Source organism: Exiguobacterium sp. S22-S28 (genome assembly GCF_043359615.1).
Taxonomy (GTDB): domain Bacteria; phylum Bacillota; class Bacilli; order Exiguobacteriales; family Exiguobacteriaceae; genus Exiguobacterium_A.
Window position 1 is genome coordinate 107,235 of the sequence record NZ_JBHFFC010000031.1, and the last position, 16,958, is coordinate 124,192.

Sequence of the window (16,958 nt, forward strand, 5' to 3'; positions counted from 1 at the left end):
TATGCGTCCAGAAGATTTAAACGATTTATCCTTACTTGGTCAAAAATCCGTCCCTTATATTTTTGAATACCAACCGGAAGTGCTTGAAGCCTTCCCAAACCGTCATCCGGAAAACGATTATTTCGTTAAATTCAACGCACCGGAATTCACAAGCCTTTGCCCGATCACGAATCAACCGGATTTTGCGACCATCTATATTTCTTATATTCCAGATGAGAAATTAGTCGAATCAAAATCACTAAAACTTTATCTGTTCAGCTTCCGGAACCACGGCGACTTCCATGAGAACTGTATCAATGTCATCGGGAAAGATCTCGTCAAACTGATGGAACCCCGTTACCTCGAAGTCTGGGGAAAATTCACGCCACGCGGCGGGATTTCGATTGATCCTTACTACAACTACGGTAAACCGGGTACGAAATATGAACAGATGGCCGAACACCGTCTCTTTAATCATGATTTATATCCTGAAACGATCGACAATCGCTAAGACTCGAAAAATCCTCCATTGCCTTAGGCAGTGGAGGATTTTTTTAACGCGATCAACTGGACGGTAAATCAATGATTTTTGCCCCTGCTTCGTGAAGCCGGATGATTTGAGCAGGCCAAATATGCCGCACCAAATGTTCGTATGGGACGTTAAGCGCTTTTGCCAAACGTTCAATCATCGAAAATGACGGATGTGCGATACTCTGCTCAATCCGTTCCATCATTTCGGGTGTCGTCTCTGTCAGTTCAGCCAATTGCTCTTGATTGATTTCTTGCCGTTCACGTAATGTACGAATCCGCTCTCCATAATTTTCGAGAGGACTTATCGTTTCGCTCATGATGTAATCTCCTTTTCTAAGCACATGACTCTCTACCTTTAATCCTGTTAATTTATTCCCGAATTTCACTTTTCAACACTTCTTCTCTTCATACTATTTACTAACTAAAATATAATTTCAAAAAAATCATAAAAAAGAACTGGCTTTTTAAAAAGTTATCGCTTACAATTTTAAGTGCAAGCGGTTGCATTAATCGCTTACATTATTTGCACTGATTACATATAAAAAGATAGATTGAGGAGTGAAGACACATGAAAAACAAGATTTCATTCGATTTCTGGCAAAAGCTAGGAAAAGCATTAATGGTAGTCATTGCAGTTATGCCTGCTGCCGGTATTATGATCTCAATCGGGAAGCTGATCGGGATGTACGGCGGCGACCTTACATTGATGCAAACGATTGCAAGAATCGTCGAGGACTTAGGATGGGCTATTATTACCAACCTTCATGTCCTGTTCGCGGTGGCCATTGGTGGATCGTGGGCTAAAGAACGCGCAGGCGGTGCATTCGCAGCCTTGCTTGCCTTTATTTTAGTCAACCGGGTCACAGGCGCCATCTTCGGTGTCAACTCGACGATGCTTGCAGATCCAAAAGCAACGGTTACTTCGTTACTTGGTTCTGATCTGATCGTAAAAGATTATTTCACATCTGTTTTAGGTGCTCCTGCGTTAAATATGGGTGTGTTCGTCGGGATTATTTCCGGTTTCCTTGGCGCCGTACTCTTCAATAAATTTTATAACTTCAGCAAACTGCCGGATGCGCTTGCGTTCTTTAACGGAAAACGGTTTGTTCCGTTCGTCGTCATCGGCGGATCCGTCATCGCTGCGTTCGTCTTATCACTCGTTTGGCCGTTCGTTCAAGGACTGCTCAATGATTTTGGACGTTGGATTGCAACTTCACGTGATACGGCACCAATTCTTGCTCCGTTCGTTTACGGAACACTCGAGCGTCTCCTTTTACCGTTTGGTCTTCACCATATGTTGACTGTTCCGATGAACTATACGGAACTCGGTGGAACATATAAGATTTTAACGGGTGCTGCCCAAGGTTCAACCGTTGCAGGTCAAGATCCGTTATGGTTGGCTTGGATCACCGATCTCGTCAACTTAAAACAAGCCGGTAATACACAAGGGTACAATGATTTAATCAACAGCGTCGTTCCGGCACGTTTCAAAGAGGGACAAGTCGTCACATCACTGGCTTCTTTAATCGGTGTCGCCGTTGCGATGTATATGTCGGTTGACGAAGATAAAAAGAAAGCTTACAAACCTGTCTTCTTGTCTGCCGGTCTCGCTGTCTTCTTGACAGGTGTCACAGAGCCGATCGAATTCATGTTCATGTTCATCGCACCGGTACTTTACGTCGTCTATGCTGTCTTGACGGGTGTTGCCTTTGCTTTGGCTGACGTCATGCATCTCCGGATTCATGCGTTCGGGGCCATCGAGTTATTGACGCGTATTCCACTGATTGCCAAAGCAGGACTTCTCGGTGACTTGATTCGTTTCATCGGCGTCTGCATCTTCTTCTTCTTCTTGAACTTCTTTACGTTCCGTTTCGTTATTAAAAAGTTCAACTATGCTACACCAGGTCGGAACGGAAACTACCTCGATGACGTAGTGGTAGCTGACGGTGCCGCAGCGACTTCGGAAGCCGCTGCAACAACCGATCAGTCACAAGCTTCAAAAATCATCGGTCTACTTGGTGGTCCGGCGAACATTGAGGAAGTCGATGCCTGCATGACGCGTTTACGTGTCACCGTCAAAGATCCATCCCTTGTCGCGCCTGAATCCGATTGGAAGTCAAACGGTGCACTTGGTCTTATCCTAAAAAATAATGGCGTGCAAGCCATTTACGGTCCAAAAGCGGATGTCCTGAAATCGGATATCCAGGATCGAATCGGCGCATAAACCAAATGGATTAGGGTAAATAAGAAAAGGTGAAGCTCATGATGAGTTTCACCTTTCTTTATTGAAAATCAGGAGGAACAGCAGATGCGACTACTTACGTTAAATTGCCACTCATGGCAGGAAGAACAACAACTTGCTAAATTAAATCAAATCGTCACGCACATCATCCAGCAGGATTATGATGTGATCGCTTTACAGGAAGTGAGTCAGCTGATGGATACACCAATCCTCTATGACAATGTCCGTGAAGATAATTTTGTCTACTTGATTCAACAAGAATTACGCAAACAAGGTCTCGACTATTCGTTCGTTTGGGATTTTTCGCATATCGGGTATGATGCCTACGAAGAAGGTCTTGCCCTCTTGACCAAACACCCGATCATCAAATCTGATTCCTATTACATCAGCCGGAGTCAGGATACGATGGACTGGAAATCCCGGAAAATCGTCCGGGCGACGATTGATGTCAATGGAACACACATCACGTTCAACTCCTGTCATCTCGGATGGTGGGAAGATGCGGAGGAACCGTTCAGTGAACAGTTTAATCATTTGATTGCACGGATGGATCCCCTCGAATGGACACTGTTCCTCGGCGACTTCAACAATGATGCCTTAGAACGCGGGACGGGTTATGACTACATGGTGCAACGCGGACTGCACGATGTCTTTTTGCTGGCACAGGAAACCGTCGGTGTCGAGACGGTCGAAGGAAAAATTGATGGTTGGGAAGAAAATCAACACGGCTTGCGGCTCGACCTTGTCTTATCGAACCGAAAAATTGATGTCGATCGTGTTGGTGTCGTGTTTGACGGTGTCTTGGCACCGGTAGTCTCCGATCACTTTGGTGTCGAGGTGGATATTTCCATTCAAAAAGAACCGATTTAACTGTTGACAACGCTTTCTTTTCTCATTATGATGAGGGCAACAAGTAAATAGTGCGGATTGTGACAGTACGGCTGGCAAGACCGATTCAACACCTCGTTCGTGAAGGTGTTGTTCGGTCTTGCCTTTTTTTGTGGCCTGTTGCCATCGCACGCCTTTCCTAAAGGAGGAACTCAACATGGATTACAAGCAAACTGCAGCACGTGTCCTTGAACTGGTTGGTGGTCGAGAAAACATCATCACAGCCGCCCATTGTGCGACGCGCCTGCGTCTCGTTTTACACGATGAGTCCAAAGTCGATCAAGCGGCACTCGAAGATTTGGATGGTGTCAGCGGGGCATTCTCCAGTTCTGGTCAGTACCAAATTATCTTCGGAACGGGAACGGTTAATAAAGTTTTTGCTGAATTTGCACCACTCGCTGGTGTGAAGCTCGACGGAGAAGAACCGCTTGATGTAAAAAAAGCAGCTTCTCAAAAACTGAATCCATTTGCCCGTCTCGCACGTTCCCTGTCCAACGTGTTCGTTCCGCTGATCCCGGCAATCGTTGCAGCCGGTTTGTTGATGGGACTGCTCGGTATGATCAAAGCGTTCGGTTGGGTCAGCGGTGATTCGGCAATCGTTCAATTGCTGGATATGTTCTCGTCTTCTGCCTTCATCATCTTACCGATCTTGATCGGTTTCTCAGCAGCACGCGAGTTCGGCGCAAATCCGTACCTCGGTGCCGTCATCGGTGGAATCATGACGCACCCGTCGTTGCTGAACCCGTGGACACTCGGAAACAGTGAACCGGAAGTGATGAACTTCCTTGGGATGAACATTGAATTGATCGGATATCAAGGAACGGTCTTCCCTGTTCTCCTGACAGTTTGGGTCATGGCCAAAATTGAACAACAAGTGCGCAAACGGACACCGGAAACACTGGATCTGCTCGTCACACCATTCGTCACGATTCTTGTGACAGGTTTTCTTGCCCTCATCGTCATCGGTCCAATCGGAACGTTGCTCGGAAAAGGGATTTCATTCATTCTTGTCTTCTTCTACGAACAGTTCTCCGTCGTTGCCGGACTATTGTTTGGTGGTCTGTACTCAACAATCGTCATTACGGGGATGCACCACAGCTTCCATGCGATTGAAGCCGGTTTGCTGGCAGATAAGAGTATCGGTAAAAACTTCCTCCTCCCGATCTGGTCGATGGCCAACGTCGCGCAAGGTGGAGCCGGACTTGCCGTTTACTTCATGACGAAAAACGTCAAACTGAAAGCACTGGCGCTCCCTTCTGCGTTTTCTGCTTTCCTCGGCATCACAGAACCCGTCATCTACGGTGTGAACCTGCGACTCGGTAAACCATTTATCGGCGGCGCCATCGGTGGTGCCATCGGCGGTGGCTATGTCGTCTTGACACAAGTCGCAGCAAACGCCTATGGATTGACCGGCATTCCGATGATCGCAATCGTCGCTCCACTCGGTGCCTCGAACTTGATCAACTATCTGGTTGGTTTTGCGATTGCCGTAGCAACTGCTTTCGTCGCCACTGTCATCCTGATGCGTCTTGACGCACGGAAACAAAAACAGACAGATTTGGCTGCTTAACTAAACGATGCGACCCTTTGAGAATCCTCTTCGGGTCGCATTTGTCAGTTTTCTTAGTTGAAGGATTAGCCGTATAATATAAATAGAAAGGAGGTAGTCAGACTGATCATCTATAAGGTACTCAACAACAATGCGATTGTTACAAAAGAAAACGGTCAAGAACGAATCATCATGGGACCAGGCATTGCTTTCGGTAAAAAAAAGAAGGATCCCGTTGATCCGTCCAAAATCGAAAAAATGTTTATTCCGTCTTTTGAAAATGCAGAACAGTTCAAGGAAATCTTGACGACGACACCACTTGATATCATCGACTTGTCGGAGCAGATCATTTCCTACGCAGAAGGAGAACTGAAAACACCTTTTCATGACTACATTCACGTCAGTCTGACTGATCACCTCGCCCACGCCGTCCGGCTCGCCCGGGAAGAATTGGTCGTTCACAATCGATTGGCGGAAGAAATCCGATTGCTCTATACCGCAGAGTATCAGATCGGAGAATGGTCCGTAGCCCACATCGAAAAGAAATTGGCTGTTTCTTTACCGAAAGAGGAGGCTGCGAACATCGCACTCCACTTGTACAATGCCCGTCAGCAGCATCCGAATATGGTCACAGCCCTGCAAACGGCTACTTTATTAAATGAATTACGTGAACAAATCGAAGCCTTTTTTGGACAGACGATTGAAACAACATCAATGACTTATTATCGATTCTTCACTCATATGAAACTGGTTTTGGCCCGGATTGAACAGGGACAAACGTTACACGATATGGACGATGTGATCTTGTCTGCCGTCCAAACGCGTTATACCGACGCCTTCCGTTGTGCCGAAAACATGGCGGCTTGGCTCGAACAGGAATTACAGACGACGGTCCCGATTTCGGAAGTCGGCTATATGGCCCTTCACGTTGAACGAATTCGTCCTGATTTTGAAAGGAGCAAATCGTATGAGAATTTATAGTCTTGGGGAAGCGTTAATTGATCTGATTCCACTGGATACAGACAACCTGACTTTTCAAAAAAATCCGGGCGGTGCCCCGGCAAACGTTGCGGTTGGTTTAGCGCGACTCGGTGCAGACAGTTACTTTTTAGGTTCTGTCGGTGATGATTCGATGGGCCATTTCCTTAAAGATACGTTGCATCATTATGGCGTTAAAACAGATCATATCGTCTTGGATTCCGAGCATAAAACCGGTCTTGTTCTCGTCACGAACTCGGCCGATGGTGAACGGTCGTTTGAATTCATCAACAGTTACCGCGCCGATATGAGTTTTCATGAAAAAGACATTCCCACCTCACTCGCAGATGCCGATCTGTTGCATATCGGATCGATTTCATTGATTTCCGGGGACTCGGTCGAGGCGACGCGTCGCGCCATCGAGATTGCGAAAGAACATGCTGTGCCGATTTCCTATGATCCGAACTTACGCGAATCCTTATGGTCTGATTTAGAGGCGGCCCGTTCAACGATTCGTTCTGTTTTACCGGATGCGCAGATCGTTAAGCTGGCCGAAGAAGAGCTGACCTTTTTGACGGGACAAACGAATCTCGACGAAGGAGCGGCCGAACTGTTGGCCGAATATCCGATTCGCTTGCTCGCTGTGACACGCGGGGCTGAAGGTTCTCTTCTTTACTCGGACCGCTCCATGGCAGAAATCAAGGCAATTTCCGTCGATGCCATCGATACGACAGGAGCCGGAGACGCATTCATGTCAGGACTTCTGCATCAGTGTGCCATCCGCTCGTTTTCGTTTGACTGGGGTGAAGAAGAATTACGGGACATCGGTCGGTTCGCCGCGATTTCCGGAGGATTGGCGGCATCCGTCAAAGGTGCCATGGCTGCCTTGCCGACGCTTGACGAAGTGTCACGACGATTAAATTAACCCTGCCGTGACACAAGCAACTTTCCCACATCACCCAACAAGGGTGGCAGAATTATAATCTGCCACCCTTGTTTGTATTGCTTCACTTTTTTACTGAGCCTTCAGAAACGCCTCAATGACCGTCAACGTTTCATCCTGTTGTTCTTTTGCGCTCAACGGACTTGAATTGTCGCCCTTCTGTTTTCCGTACATCCCGAAGTTAGCATGATTTCCGTCCTTAATCAGATGGAATGTCGCGTCAGACCGAACATTCGCTTTACTCGCTTCAATATCCTTTACTGGCAGAACGCCGTCACGACCACCGTACACTGTCAATGAAGGCGTATCAATGGCGTCGATCGGATAGGAGGCGAGGAAAATGATTCCTTTGATTTTTGAACTATCGCCTAAAATCGTCGATGCTGCGCTCCCTCCCAGTGAGTGACCGATCAGGTACCACCGTTTGACATCCGGATGATCATCTATGATTGATAATCCCTCATTGGCGTTGAGTAAAGCGATGTTAAACGGTAATTTCGGAATCATGACGAAATGCCCCTTCTCCGCGAGTTGTTGCCCGATATAACTGTACGCAGCAGGGTCTACTTTGGCACCTTGATAAAAAATAAAGCCGGTTTCGCTCTTCGGATCTCCGAACTGATATCCCTGTCCAACGGATTCTCCTTCATATTTTTTCGCTTCATCGGTTGGACCATAATCGAACTGAGCCCAAATCATAAAAGCTGCGATGAGAACTCCAAGTAAAATAAAGACGCCCATACTGATACGCTTCAACCATTTTTTCATTTTCATCCCTCCTGTATGTTTACTACCCCTTACAGTGTGCTTAATCACATATGAAAATTATGTTTTGAATTTTCAGTTAATGTAAGCTTACCTATCTCTTTTTCAATATTTGGTTTAAGATGAAAAAAGTATTGTTATTCGAAAGGGGAATCATTTGTTTTGCCACGTACTGTTGTTTCTACGATTCAGTGGTTTTTATTTATCATTTGTACAAACATTGCCCCGCCACTCGCGATTGCTGCCTCATTTGAATTATCAAGTGCGGATACCCTCGCTTTCCTCTCACGTTGTTTATTCGTTTTTGCGATTTTAAGTCTTATTCAAGTTTTATTTGGTCACCGTCTGCCGATCATGGAAGGACCTGCCGGAATCTGGTGGGGTGTATTCGCCCTCTACTCGTCGATCGGAGTCACTTTGTACGGCAGCTATTCCACGACACTGCAGTCGCTTGGATTCTTACTGATTCTCAGTGGGATCATCTGTATCATTCTTACCCTGACCGGTGTCCTGCGTCGACTCGTTCCGCTGTTCACACCACAAGTCATTGGTGTTTATATGTTACTGTTATCGGCTCAATTGTCTGGTTCCGTCATGAAAGGGTTGCTGAATATTGAAGACGGTAAAATTCAAGTGCTTCCTGCCGTCATTTCTGTTTTGACTGTCATCATTTCGCTGTATCTTGAACGCAGTGATCGATTGCGTCAATATGCCTTGTTAATCACGCTCCTTGTTGGTTGGAGCATGTTTGCCCTGATCGGACGCGCCGAAATGCCGACGTTTGATGGACCGTTCTTCACTTTCCCTGATCTGATGCCGTTTGGCGGCATACATCTGGACTGGAGTTTACTCCCGACTGCTCTGATTATCTCGCTGTTGCTGATGACCAATGTTCTTGCGAATATCAAGGTCATCGAGCGGATTATCAGTGCCAAACGCGGTGAGAAGATCAAAGGACAAGTCGCGACAGCCGGCGTTACGGCAGGAATCGGTCAGATTTTTGCCGGGATGTTCGGAACAGTTGGTCCGGTTGCGATTTCCGGGACAGCCGGTTTCATCGCTTCGACCGATAACACAGATCGTAAAGCCTTTGCAGTCGCCAACATTATTTGTTTATTCCTCAGTATCGTCACGCCGTTCGTCGGACTGATTGCCAAAATTCCCGTTGCTGTCGGGTACGCAATGGTGGCGCCGATCGTTGCCGGGATGGCCATCATTGGTGTTACGGAAGCCTCACGCGAACTGAACAGGCAGACAGCGATGATCACGGTCGGATTACCGGTACTCGTTGGAATCGGTGCCTTGTTATTGCCTAAAGGAGCGACAGCCGATCTGCCACCGCTCGTTACGACCTTAATGTCGAACGGTCTTGTACTTGGAACACTCGTTGCATTACTGGCCGAATCACTGCGTCATATTCGAACAAACGATTAAGTGGACCAATCAAGAGGCAAGTATCTTCTCAGACAAAAACAATTAAAACCAAGAAAAAAGATGATGTAGAAGGTTAAATCAGTATTACGAAATAACAGTTCACACAGAAATCCTATAAGACAACTCCAGTACGATTATGGAGTTGTTTTTTTGATCTGTTTTTGAAGTAACATATCCATCACAAAAAAATAAAAAGGCCTACTACGACAGACAGTTTGATTGTTTCAACTGTCTGTCGTAGTAGGCGTTGTACAGCGCTATTTTTTTATTTGTTCGATCGGGTCTCATAAGACAAGAAGCCTTGAAAACAGACGGTTTTCCATACTTTATCCGTATAGGATCAACGTATTCCTTTCATAAGCACTTGAAGCTTTTTCGAAAAAACAAGTAGTAACAATCCGAAGAAGACGGCAACTAAGCCTGTGATACCAAAATACATTACTTCCGTATCACGATCATAAAACTTAACGATTTGGGCATTCACAGCCTGTCCGGTAGCATTTGTCATGAACCATAAACTCATGGTCTGTGCCGAAAATGCAGATGGAGCAAGTTTCGTCGTCGCAGATAAGCCGACCGGAGAAAGGAGAAGTTCACCAATCACGACTAACAGAAAACTAAATACTAACCAAAGGGGACTGACCAACCCTTCCGTTCCGAACAATAGACCCGGAACCATCATGACGATGAAGGATAAGCCGGCAAATACTAAACCAAACGAAAACTTTTGAAGCGTTGTCGGCTGACGATCCCCAAGCTTAATCCATATACTTGCAAAGACTGGTGCCAATGCAATAATAAACAGCGGATTGACTGATTGGAAAAGTGCCGGACTAAATTCATATCCTAAGAAACTTAACTCTGTACGTTGATCGGCAAATTTAGATAATACATACGTTCCCTGTTCTTGAATGGCCCAAAAAATAACAGCTGCCAAAAACAATGGAATGTATGCATACAATCTTGATTTTTCATCAGAGGTAATTTTAGGACTACGCAACATGAAATAGAAATAAAAGATCGGAATGATGACTCCAAGAATCGTCACAACAAACGAAAACGTATTGATCGTCAACCAACCGATTGTTGAAGCAATCCAGCCAAGAACTACAATACCAACCAAGGAGAAAGAAGCTACTTTATAAAAACGTACTCTCTCTTCTTTTGACATCGGATTTAATACGTACTGACCAGCTTGTCCGAGATTTTTTTTCTTCGTCAATACAAAAACAACTAATCCTAAAAACATACCTACTGCCGCAACAGCAAATCCAGCGTGGAAACCTGCCTGCAAACGTACTCCGTCTACGATAATTGGAGATAAGAATGCCCCTGCATTGATTCCTGTGTAAAAAATACTAAAACCGGCATCACGTCGATTATCTGTTTTACTGTACAGGTCACCTACAATATTTGAAACGTTTGGTTTCAGTAATCCTGTCCCAATTACGATTAAACCCATTGAGAAGAACAGTGCTGTAGCCCCTGCTGGTAAAGACAGAACAATATGTCCGGTCATAATCAATACACCGCCGTAAAATACGGTCCGCGATGTTCCGAGCAAACGGTCGGCTATCCATCCGCCGATGACGCCAGACATGTAAACTAATGATCCGTAGATCGCCATTATGGAAGACGCCATTTTCTCGTCGATTCCAAGACCACCATCTTTTACAGAGTAGTACATATAATAGATGAGGATGGCACGCATTCCATAGTAGGAAAAACGTTCCCAAAATTCAGTAAAGAACAGGGTGAACAACCCTTTTGGATTTCCGAAGAATCCTTTTTGCGGAACAGTCTTGTAGACCTGATCGCGATCAAACTCTGCCATAGGATCGGCTCCTTTCGTCTACCTTCAATACGTATATATCACTCAATCTTTTTCCCGCTTTCCCCAAACGATAAGCGCGACCGAAGCGATTGAATGAAAATACACTGTTTTGCCTGAATTGTCTCACTTCTTTTTTTGTTTATGAGACAGCACTATATCATTCAACCGTAAATCATTTGAGGAGTCAAATATTAATTCTGTTACGAAAAAAAAGAGCGATACGGAAATTCCGCTCGCTCATGTCTGCATCTCTTTTGATTCAATGATGGTCACTCCTGGTGGTGCATGTAACGTGTGCCGAATCATCGCCTGTGCCACTTTCTCCGCTTCAATCGGAGCAAACGTACTGCGTTTTAGTAATGGACGGAGTACGGTCGAGACACGCGCTGCCGTCTGCTCGCCAAACCGGAACTCATCCCGTTCCCCAAGCAATAGCGATGGTCGGAAAATAAGTAAGGCATCGTATCCGAGTACACGCAAACCGTTTTCCGTATCACCTTTGACACGGTTATAAAACGTCTTGGCATTCGGATGGGCACCGAGGGCAGAGATCAATGCAAATCGTGTAGCTCCTAAGTCCATGAGTTCACGACCGACTTCGATCGGATACGTATAGTCCACCTGCCGGAAGGCTTCTTGTGATCCGGCTTGTTTGATCGTTGTGCCAAGTGCACAGTAAACATGGTCCACTTCCGGCAGTTCGATTTCCGTCACCCGATCAAAATCAATCACCCACTCTTCCAGTTTAGGATGAAACCGATTCATCGGACGACGGACGAGCACATGTACTTCTTGATAGTCTTCGTGCGCCAGTAATTGGTCGACTAACTCCTGTCCGACCAATCCCGTCGCTCCTAAAATAGCTGCCTTCATGATTCATCCTCCTTTTAATGGTTCTGTTGTCCGATTGGTAAAAAGTATGACCGGTTTCCGGTAATCCGTTCACCGGCACGAACACCGACAGCACTTGGTTGTCCTCCAAGAACAAATACTCCGAACATATACGAAACGTCCGTTCCATCCTGCAAACGCCGTGTTGGCAATGATTGATACTGTTGATAAACAGCCGATTGCCCGGCAAATGACCGTTGTTCATTGCTATACATGACTTTTCCATCCCCCTGATGGATGGTCACGGTGTCGCCTTCCCGTCCAAAAATCGGTTTTTCGACAAACGCTTGATGTCGTTCTAAAAAGGACGACGGATTTAAATAGGTAGGTAAAAAATAACGGGCAATGCTGGCGTGTTCTTCTGCCGTCAGATATTCATGTTTGGTTTCATGAAGCAACCAGATTAAGGCCAAAATCGACTTTGCCTGCATTAAAAAGGCTGATGGTGGATTGATAATTTCAAGTAATCCTAATTCTACAAGTTGAAGCAATAAAACTCCGAGTTCTTTCCCCTCTTCATCGCGATCGAGCAATGCCATTTCAATCGGAAACGTCTGGCGGTAAAGAATATCGATGCGTTTTCCGTCTTGGTCATACAAACCATCTTCCGCCCGGATTTCCAGTTCGTCAAGTGGACAATATGTAGCACCTTCAACAAACTGTTGCAAATATTCAGTCGTCCATCGATCTTCGATGTTGTCTCCATGTGACGTAAAGACGATATGCGGGACGGGACACGTCCGGTGTTGCGCCGCCTTGACGGCACGGCGCACACTTGCAGCCAGCTGTCCGGCCTGTCCTTCATTGATGGGTGCAAGTCCTACTTGTGCAGCAATTTGATCATTCACTTCAAAGGCTTCTTTTATAAATGTCGGTGTATCCGCATTCCATTCCATCACTGAAATTTTTTCTTTTGTCACGATGAAATCAAATCGGCTGATAATCGATAACGGTCGCATCGTCTGCAGACGGAGAAACGGCAACGCGGATTTCGGAAAACCAAGCTCCATCAAAGCGGCATCATCCATCGCCCAAAGAATCGGAATGACCTTTTCAAAAATCAGATAAGCCTCCCGCGCAGCTGTCCGCAATTCACTGATCGTCTTTTGAGAAACCGGCATCGCTTCTGCTAAAGCATAAACCTCACCATCCAGTACATCCCAAAATGATTCGATGTTTCCGTACAGTTCCTGTCGCGTCTTCATCCGCCGAAGAAACCGGATGAAGAACCTGTTCCAAAACCTTTCGTCTTGGCATTGTAACTTTTGACGTCTTTTGATTTAGGTGTATATCCTTTCGTCCGCATCGCGCTGTGCATCAACGCACGCGAAGCAAAGTAACTTCCGCCCCAGTAGAAGAAACCAGAATGGGTGGAGTTGGCATCATCACAATACCAAACACCTTCATCGTTATCATATTCGTAATCGTCACAATCCGGATCATCCGGACGCTCCGCTTTCGCATTATCAGATCCGCACCCACTAAGCGTCGTTCCAATCAATAACGTAGCCGCGAGTGATGCTTGTTTCATCCAACTCACATCTCATACCCCTTTCGCAATCATTTGTTATTCTAAGTATACGCTTTTTCCACCGAAAAAGTTTCTCTATCGTATCGGAACTTTTTTTGCTCCACGCAGTAAAAGAACTAAGAAGACTTGAGGAGGAAATCAGATGTCACTTGCTTATTACGTCGAGGATCAAAATGAATTTAAATCGATTTATCAATACAGTCGTTTCGCCATTGAGCCGGATGAAATCATTGCCCATCAGTTATGTGAATTTCATATTATCGAAGGTCATTTGTACGAATTACGTTCCAATGAAATGGACGGGGAATACGATCAGTTGATCGTTGATCATGTCGAAGCTTCGCCCCGCGAGCCGAGCGACCGTGTCTATCCTCCGCACCAGATTCATTTGGAGTTCAGACGCTTTCAAGAGGGTGGTCCGCATCCTGTTATCAAGACCGTCACCGTTCCGAATCATATTCAGGCGATGCGTTTTTTAATCAAAGATAAACTGAACGTTCCTGATCACGGCGTATTCGAACGGGACAGCTGTGAGATCGATTTAGACCGGAATTGTTACGTCATTTATCTCGGTGAAGAAATCATTTAATGAAAGAAATAAGCATAGTTCGTTTTCAAGAGACGTTTTTTTTGGCATACTAGAGGATAAGAACGAATTAATCGAGGTGAACACACATGAGCGAACAACCAAAAAAATTATCGCTTCAAGAAGCAATGATTGAACAGTTAAAAGCAAAAAAACAATCACAAACAAAACGTCCGACCGGTTTGCGCGGAACAGAAACAAAACAAATGACAAGTCAAAAAACGAAAAAAACGAACAACCAGAAAAAACGGACAGGCGTCTAATTGAATTCGTGAAATAAGGGAGTAGTTATGAGTATTTTAACGGTATCAAACTTAAGCCACGGTTTTGGCGATCGTGCGATTTTCGAAGATGTCTCGTTCCGCTTGTTAAAAGGGGAACACATCGGTCTCGTTGGAGCTAACGGCGAGGGAAAATCGACGTTCATGAATATCATCACTTCACAGCTTGAACCGGATGAAGGAAAAGTCGAATGGGCGAAACATGTCCGCGTCGGCTATCTGGATCAGCACGCCGTTCTTTCGAAGGGGCTCACGATCCGTGATGCCTTAAAAGGAGCATTCCAGTACTTGTTCGACATCGAGCAGGAAATCAATGACCTTTATACGAAAATGGGCGAAGTTGAACCAGACGAACTCGAAAAAATGTTAGAAGAAGTGGGTGTCTTACAAGACATCTTAACGAACAATGACTTTTATACGATTGATGCGAAAGTCGAAGAAATTGCGCGTGGGTTAGGTCTCGATGAAATTGGTCTCGATCGTGACGTGCAAGAGCTCAGTGGCGGACAACGGACAAAGATCCTGCTCGCAAAACTGTTGCTTGAAAAACCAGATATCCTGTTGCTGGATGAGCCGACCAACTATCTCGATGTCCAACACATCGAATGGTTGAAACGATATCTCAATGACTACGAGAATGCTTTCATTCTGATTTCACACGACATTCCATTCTTAAATAGTGTCATCAATTTGATTTATCATATGGAGAATCAAGGGCTCAACCGTTATGTCGGCGATTACGACAACTTCTTGACGGTCCATGAGGCAAAGAAAAAGCAGCATGAGTCGGCATTCAAACGCCAACAGCAGGAAATTTCCGAGCTGAAGGACTTCGTTGCCCGGAACAAGGCACGTGTCTCGACACGAAACATGGCGATGTCCCGTCAGAAAAAACTCGATAAGATGGATGTCATCGAACTCGCGCAAGAACGTCCGAAACCGGAGTTTCATTTCCAGACGGCACGGACCCCAAGTAAGTTGATGTTTGAGGCGAAGGGACTTGTCATCGGATATGACGAACCCCTTTCGCGCCCGCTTGATTTGATGATCGAACGTGGTCAAAAAATCGCCTTACACGGAGCAAACGGAATCGGAAAGTCCACTCTGTTGAAGAGTTTGCTTGGTGAGATTCCATCTGTTTCCGGTACGGTCGAACGCGGCGAAAATCTCCATATCGGCTATTTCGAACAGGAGATCAAGGAAAAGAATTCGAATACGTGTATCGAGGAAATTTGGGGCACATTCCCGTCCTTGACGCAGCAGCAGGTCCGAGCAATGCTCGCGAAATGTGGACTGATGACAAAACACATCGAATCGAAAATCGAAGTCCTCAGTGGTGGCGAAAAAGCGAAGGTCCGCCTTTGTAAATTGATGAACACGGAATCGAACATTCTGGTTCTCGATGAGCCGACAAACCACTTGGATGTCGAAGCAAAAGAAGAACTTAAACGCGCCTTGCAGGAGTATAAAGGAACGGTTCTGTTGATTTCACATGAACCGGAATTTTATGAAGCTGTCGCGACGGATTTATGGAATTGTGAATCGTGGACGACGAAGGTCTTCTAAGTTTCGCTGGAAACATACGACGGGGTTTGATTTCGGTGTCTCATCGAATCAGACAACCGTCGTTTTTTCATTCTTTTTTTAATTCATAGACTTAACGATTGCCTTGTTCGTCGATTTGTATCACACTAAATGACAGAAGAAACTTTTCAGAAGGAGTGGATGTCATGGAAACCATCACGAAAAAAGCAAACCTATCTTTAATTGAACTCCCTAGCGGTGGAGACGAGTCCTTGTTTTGTCGCCTATATTCCCCAGCCTTAACGCGCCCCGCTCCTTTGATTGTCTTATTTCACGGATTCCCTGGGAAACAATTGAACATGGACTGGGCCGTTCGACTGCAGGAACTTGGTTTTCATGTCCTCGTCACTTCGTATCGCGGCACGATCGGCAGCCCCGGTGCCTTCCGTTTTCGTCATACGCTCGAAGATGCAACGGCGATCATGAAACACGTCGTTTCCCCTGTGTTTACACAAGCACACGATATCTCAGCCGACCAGATTTCAATCGTCGGTCACAGCATGGGCGGTTTTGCCGGACTTCATGCCTTTGCAAATGTCCCGATGATTGCCCATTACATCGGCATCTCACCCTTTAATTTTGGTTTGATCGGACAGCTGGTACTCGAGTATCCGGAACATGAGGAAGCCTTGCGCGGTGTCCTCAGCCGCGGTGCGACCTTCCTGTCGCATACCGATGGGGACACGTTGCTGAAAGAGTTGACCGAGCATCATGCCGAATGGAATCTACTGGCGCTAAAAGAGCAACTGCGCACTCGGTCCGCACTGCTTGTCACATCCGAGCGCGACGAGACCTCCATTAAATCCCTGCATCATGATCTCTTACAAGATGCTAGTACGTTTGAAGAAATCATCGTCGACAGCGATCACAACTACATCGACAACCGGGAAGAAGCCTTTCAGTCTTGGACAACGTGGTTGCAACAACGCTAAAAAAAACAGG

At 45.8% G+C, this 16,958-nt stretch carries 17 protein-coding genes; 11 read left to right on the top strand and 6 right to left on the bottom strand.

All coding sequences use genetic code 11. From position 1 onward, the window contains the following. The first annotated feature begins 1 nt into the window (after position 1). Entirely contained in the window at positions 2-490 is a 489-nt protein-coding gene (gene queF, locus ACHA8N_RS15015) for a preQ(1) synthase (protein WP_012371770.1), read from the top strand. Positions 491-542: 52 nt separating this feature from the next. Here the strand turns inward: queF and ACHA8N_RS15020 are convergent, their stop codons facing one another. Further along, positions 543-827, bottom strand: coding sequence for a helix-turn-helix domain-containing protein (locus ACHA8N_RS15020; protein ID WP_393966189.1), 285 nt, complete (start codon positions 825-827; stop codon positions 543-545). A 251-nt stretch (positions 828-1,078) separates the two neighbouring features. Between ACHA8N_RS15020 and ACHA8N_RS15025 the strand changes: the two genes are divergently transcribed. The 5 genes from ACHA8N_RS15025 (at position 1,079) to ACHA8N_RS15045 (ending at position 7,092) form a co-directional block, all read left to right on the top strand. Further along, positions 1,079-2,734 carry a PTS transporter subunit IIBC gene (locus ACHA8N_RS15025; protein ID WP_393966190.1) on the top strand — a complete coding sequence of 552 codons (1,656 nt, stop codon included), beginning with the start codon at positions 1,079-1,081 and terminating at the stop codon, positions 2,732-2,734. Between the two features lie 84 nt (positions 2,735-2,818). Next, positions 2,819-3,622, top strand: a complete 804-nt coding sequence (locus ACHA8N_RS15030; RefSeq protein ID WP_147512095.1) for an endonuclease/exonuclease/phosphatase family protein — start codon at positions 2,819-2,821, stop codon at positions 3,620-3,622. Positions 3,623-3,797: 175 nt separating this feature from the next. Beyond that, positions 3,798-5,210 carry a sucrose-specific PTS transporter subunit IIBC gene (locus tag ACHA8N_RS15035; protein WP_026831709.1) on the top strand — a complete coding sequence of 471 codons (1,413 nt, stop codon included), beginning with the start codon at positions 3,798-3,800 and terminating at the stop codon, positions 5,208-5,210. 108 nt (positions 5,211-5,318) lie between these two features. Continuing rightward, a complete protein-coding gene (locus tag ACHA8N_RS15040; RefSeq protein ID WP_393966248.1) occupies positions 5,319-6,170 on the top strand; it encodes a PRD domain-containing protein in 852 nt (283 codons plus the stop codon). Further along, positions 6,157-7,092 carry a carbohydrate kinase family protein gene (locus tag ACHA8N_RS15045; RefSeq protein ID WP_393966191.1) on the top strand — a complete coding sequence of 312 codons (936 nt, stop codon included), beginning with the start codon at positions 6,157-6,159 and terminating at the stop codon, positions 7,090-7,092. The genes ACHA8N_RS15040 and ACHA8N_RS15045 overlap by 14 nt, the downstream gene beginning before the upstream one ends. A 90-nt stretch (positions 7,093-7,182) precedes the next feature. On the opposite strand, the gene ACHA8N_RS15050 is transcribed toward ACHA8N_RS15045, so the two are convergent. Further along, the gene (locus ACHA8N_RS15050) at positions 7,183-7,878 is read right to left on the bottom strand and encodes an alpha/beta hydrolase (protein WP_147512097.1); all 696 of its coding nucleotides are present in this window, start codon (positions 7,876-7,878) and stop codon (positions 7,183-7,185) included. A 159-nt stretch (positions 7,879-8,037) separates the two neighbouring features. Here ACHA8N_RS15050 and ACHA8N_RS15055 point away from each other — a divergent pair, with 159 nt between their 5' ends. After that, complete coding sequence (locus ACHA8N_RS15055) at positions 8,038-9,309, top strand: purine/pyrimidine permease (protein ID WP_393966192.1); 1,272 nt, start codon at positions 8,038-8,040, stop codon at positions 9,307-9,309. 340 nt (positions 9,310-9,649) lie between these two features. Here the strand turns inward: ACHA8N_RS15055 and ACHA8N_RS15060 are convergent, their stop codons facing one another. From ACHA8N_RS15060 to ACHA8N_RS15075, 4 genes are all read right to left on the bottom strand, one after another. Then, entirely contained in the window at positions 9,650-11,143 is a 1,494-nt protein-coding gene (locus ACHA8N_RS15060) for a peptide MFS transporter (RefSeq protein WP_147512099.1), read from the bottom strand. Between the two features lie 237 nt (positions 11,144-11,380). Next, positions 11,381-12,016 (bottom strand): NAD(P)H-binding protein, encoded by a 636-nt coding sequence (locus tag ACHA8N_RS15065; RefSeq protein WP_393966193.1) that lies wholly within the window; start codon positions 12,014-12,016, stop codon positions 11,381-11,383. Positions 12,017-12,030: 14 nt separating this feature from the next. Continuing rightward, positions 12,031-13,239, bottom strand: a complete 1,209-nt coding sequence (locus tag ACHA8N_RS15070) for a glutathionylspermidine synthase family protein (RefSeq protein ID WP_393966194.1) — start codon at positions 13,237-13,239, stop codon at positions 12,031-12,033. Next, positions 13,236-13,565, bottom strand: coding sequence for a hypothetical protein (locus tag ACHA8N_RS15075; protein WP_147512214.1), 330 nt, complete (start codon positions 13,563-13,565; stop codon positions 13,236-13,238). The genes ACHA8N_RS15070 and ACHA8N_RS15075 overlap by 4 nt, the downstream gene beginning before the upstream one ends. A gap of 142 nt (positions 13,566-13,707) precedes the next feature. On the opposite strand from ACHA8N_RS15075, the gene ACHA8N_RS15080 reads away from it, so the two are divergent. From ACHA8N_RS15080 to ACHA8N_RS15095, 4 genes are all read left to right on the top strand, one after another. Continuing rightward, positions 13,708-14,154, top strand: a complete 447-nt coding sequence (locus ACHA8N_RS15080) for a hypothetical protein (RefSeq protein WP_147512102.1) — start codon at positions 13,708-13,710, stop codon at positions 14,152-14,154. Between the two features lie 86 nt (positions 14,155-14,240). Continuing rightward, positions 14,241-14,414 (top strand): hypothetical protein, encoded by a 174-nt coding sequence (locus tag ACHA8N_RS15085; protein ID WP_012371785.1) that lies wholly within the window; start codon positions 14,241-14,243, stop codon positions 14,412-14,414. 27 nt (positions 14,415-14,441) lie between these two features. Then, a complete protein-coding gene (locus tag ACHA8N_RS15090; protein ID WP_012371786.1) occupies positions 14,442-15,998 on the top strand; it encodes an ABC-F family ATP-binding cassette domain-containing protein in 1,557 nt (518 codons plus the stop codon). 164 nt (positions 15,999-16,162) lie between these two features. Further along, positions 16,163-16,948 carry an alpha/beta hydrolase family protein gene (locus ACHA8N_RS15095; protein WP_393966195.1) on the top strand — a complete coding sequence of 262 codons (786 nt, stop codon included), beginning with the start codon at positions 16,163-16,165 and terminating at the stop codon, positions 16,946-16,948. The last annotated feature ends 10 nt before the right edge of the window (positions 16,949-16,958 follow it).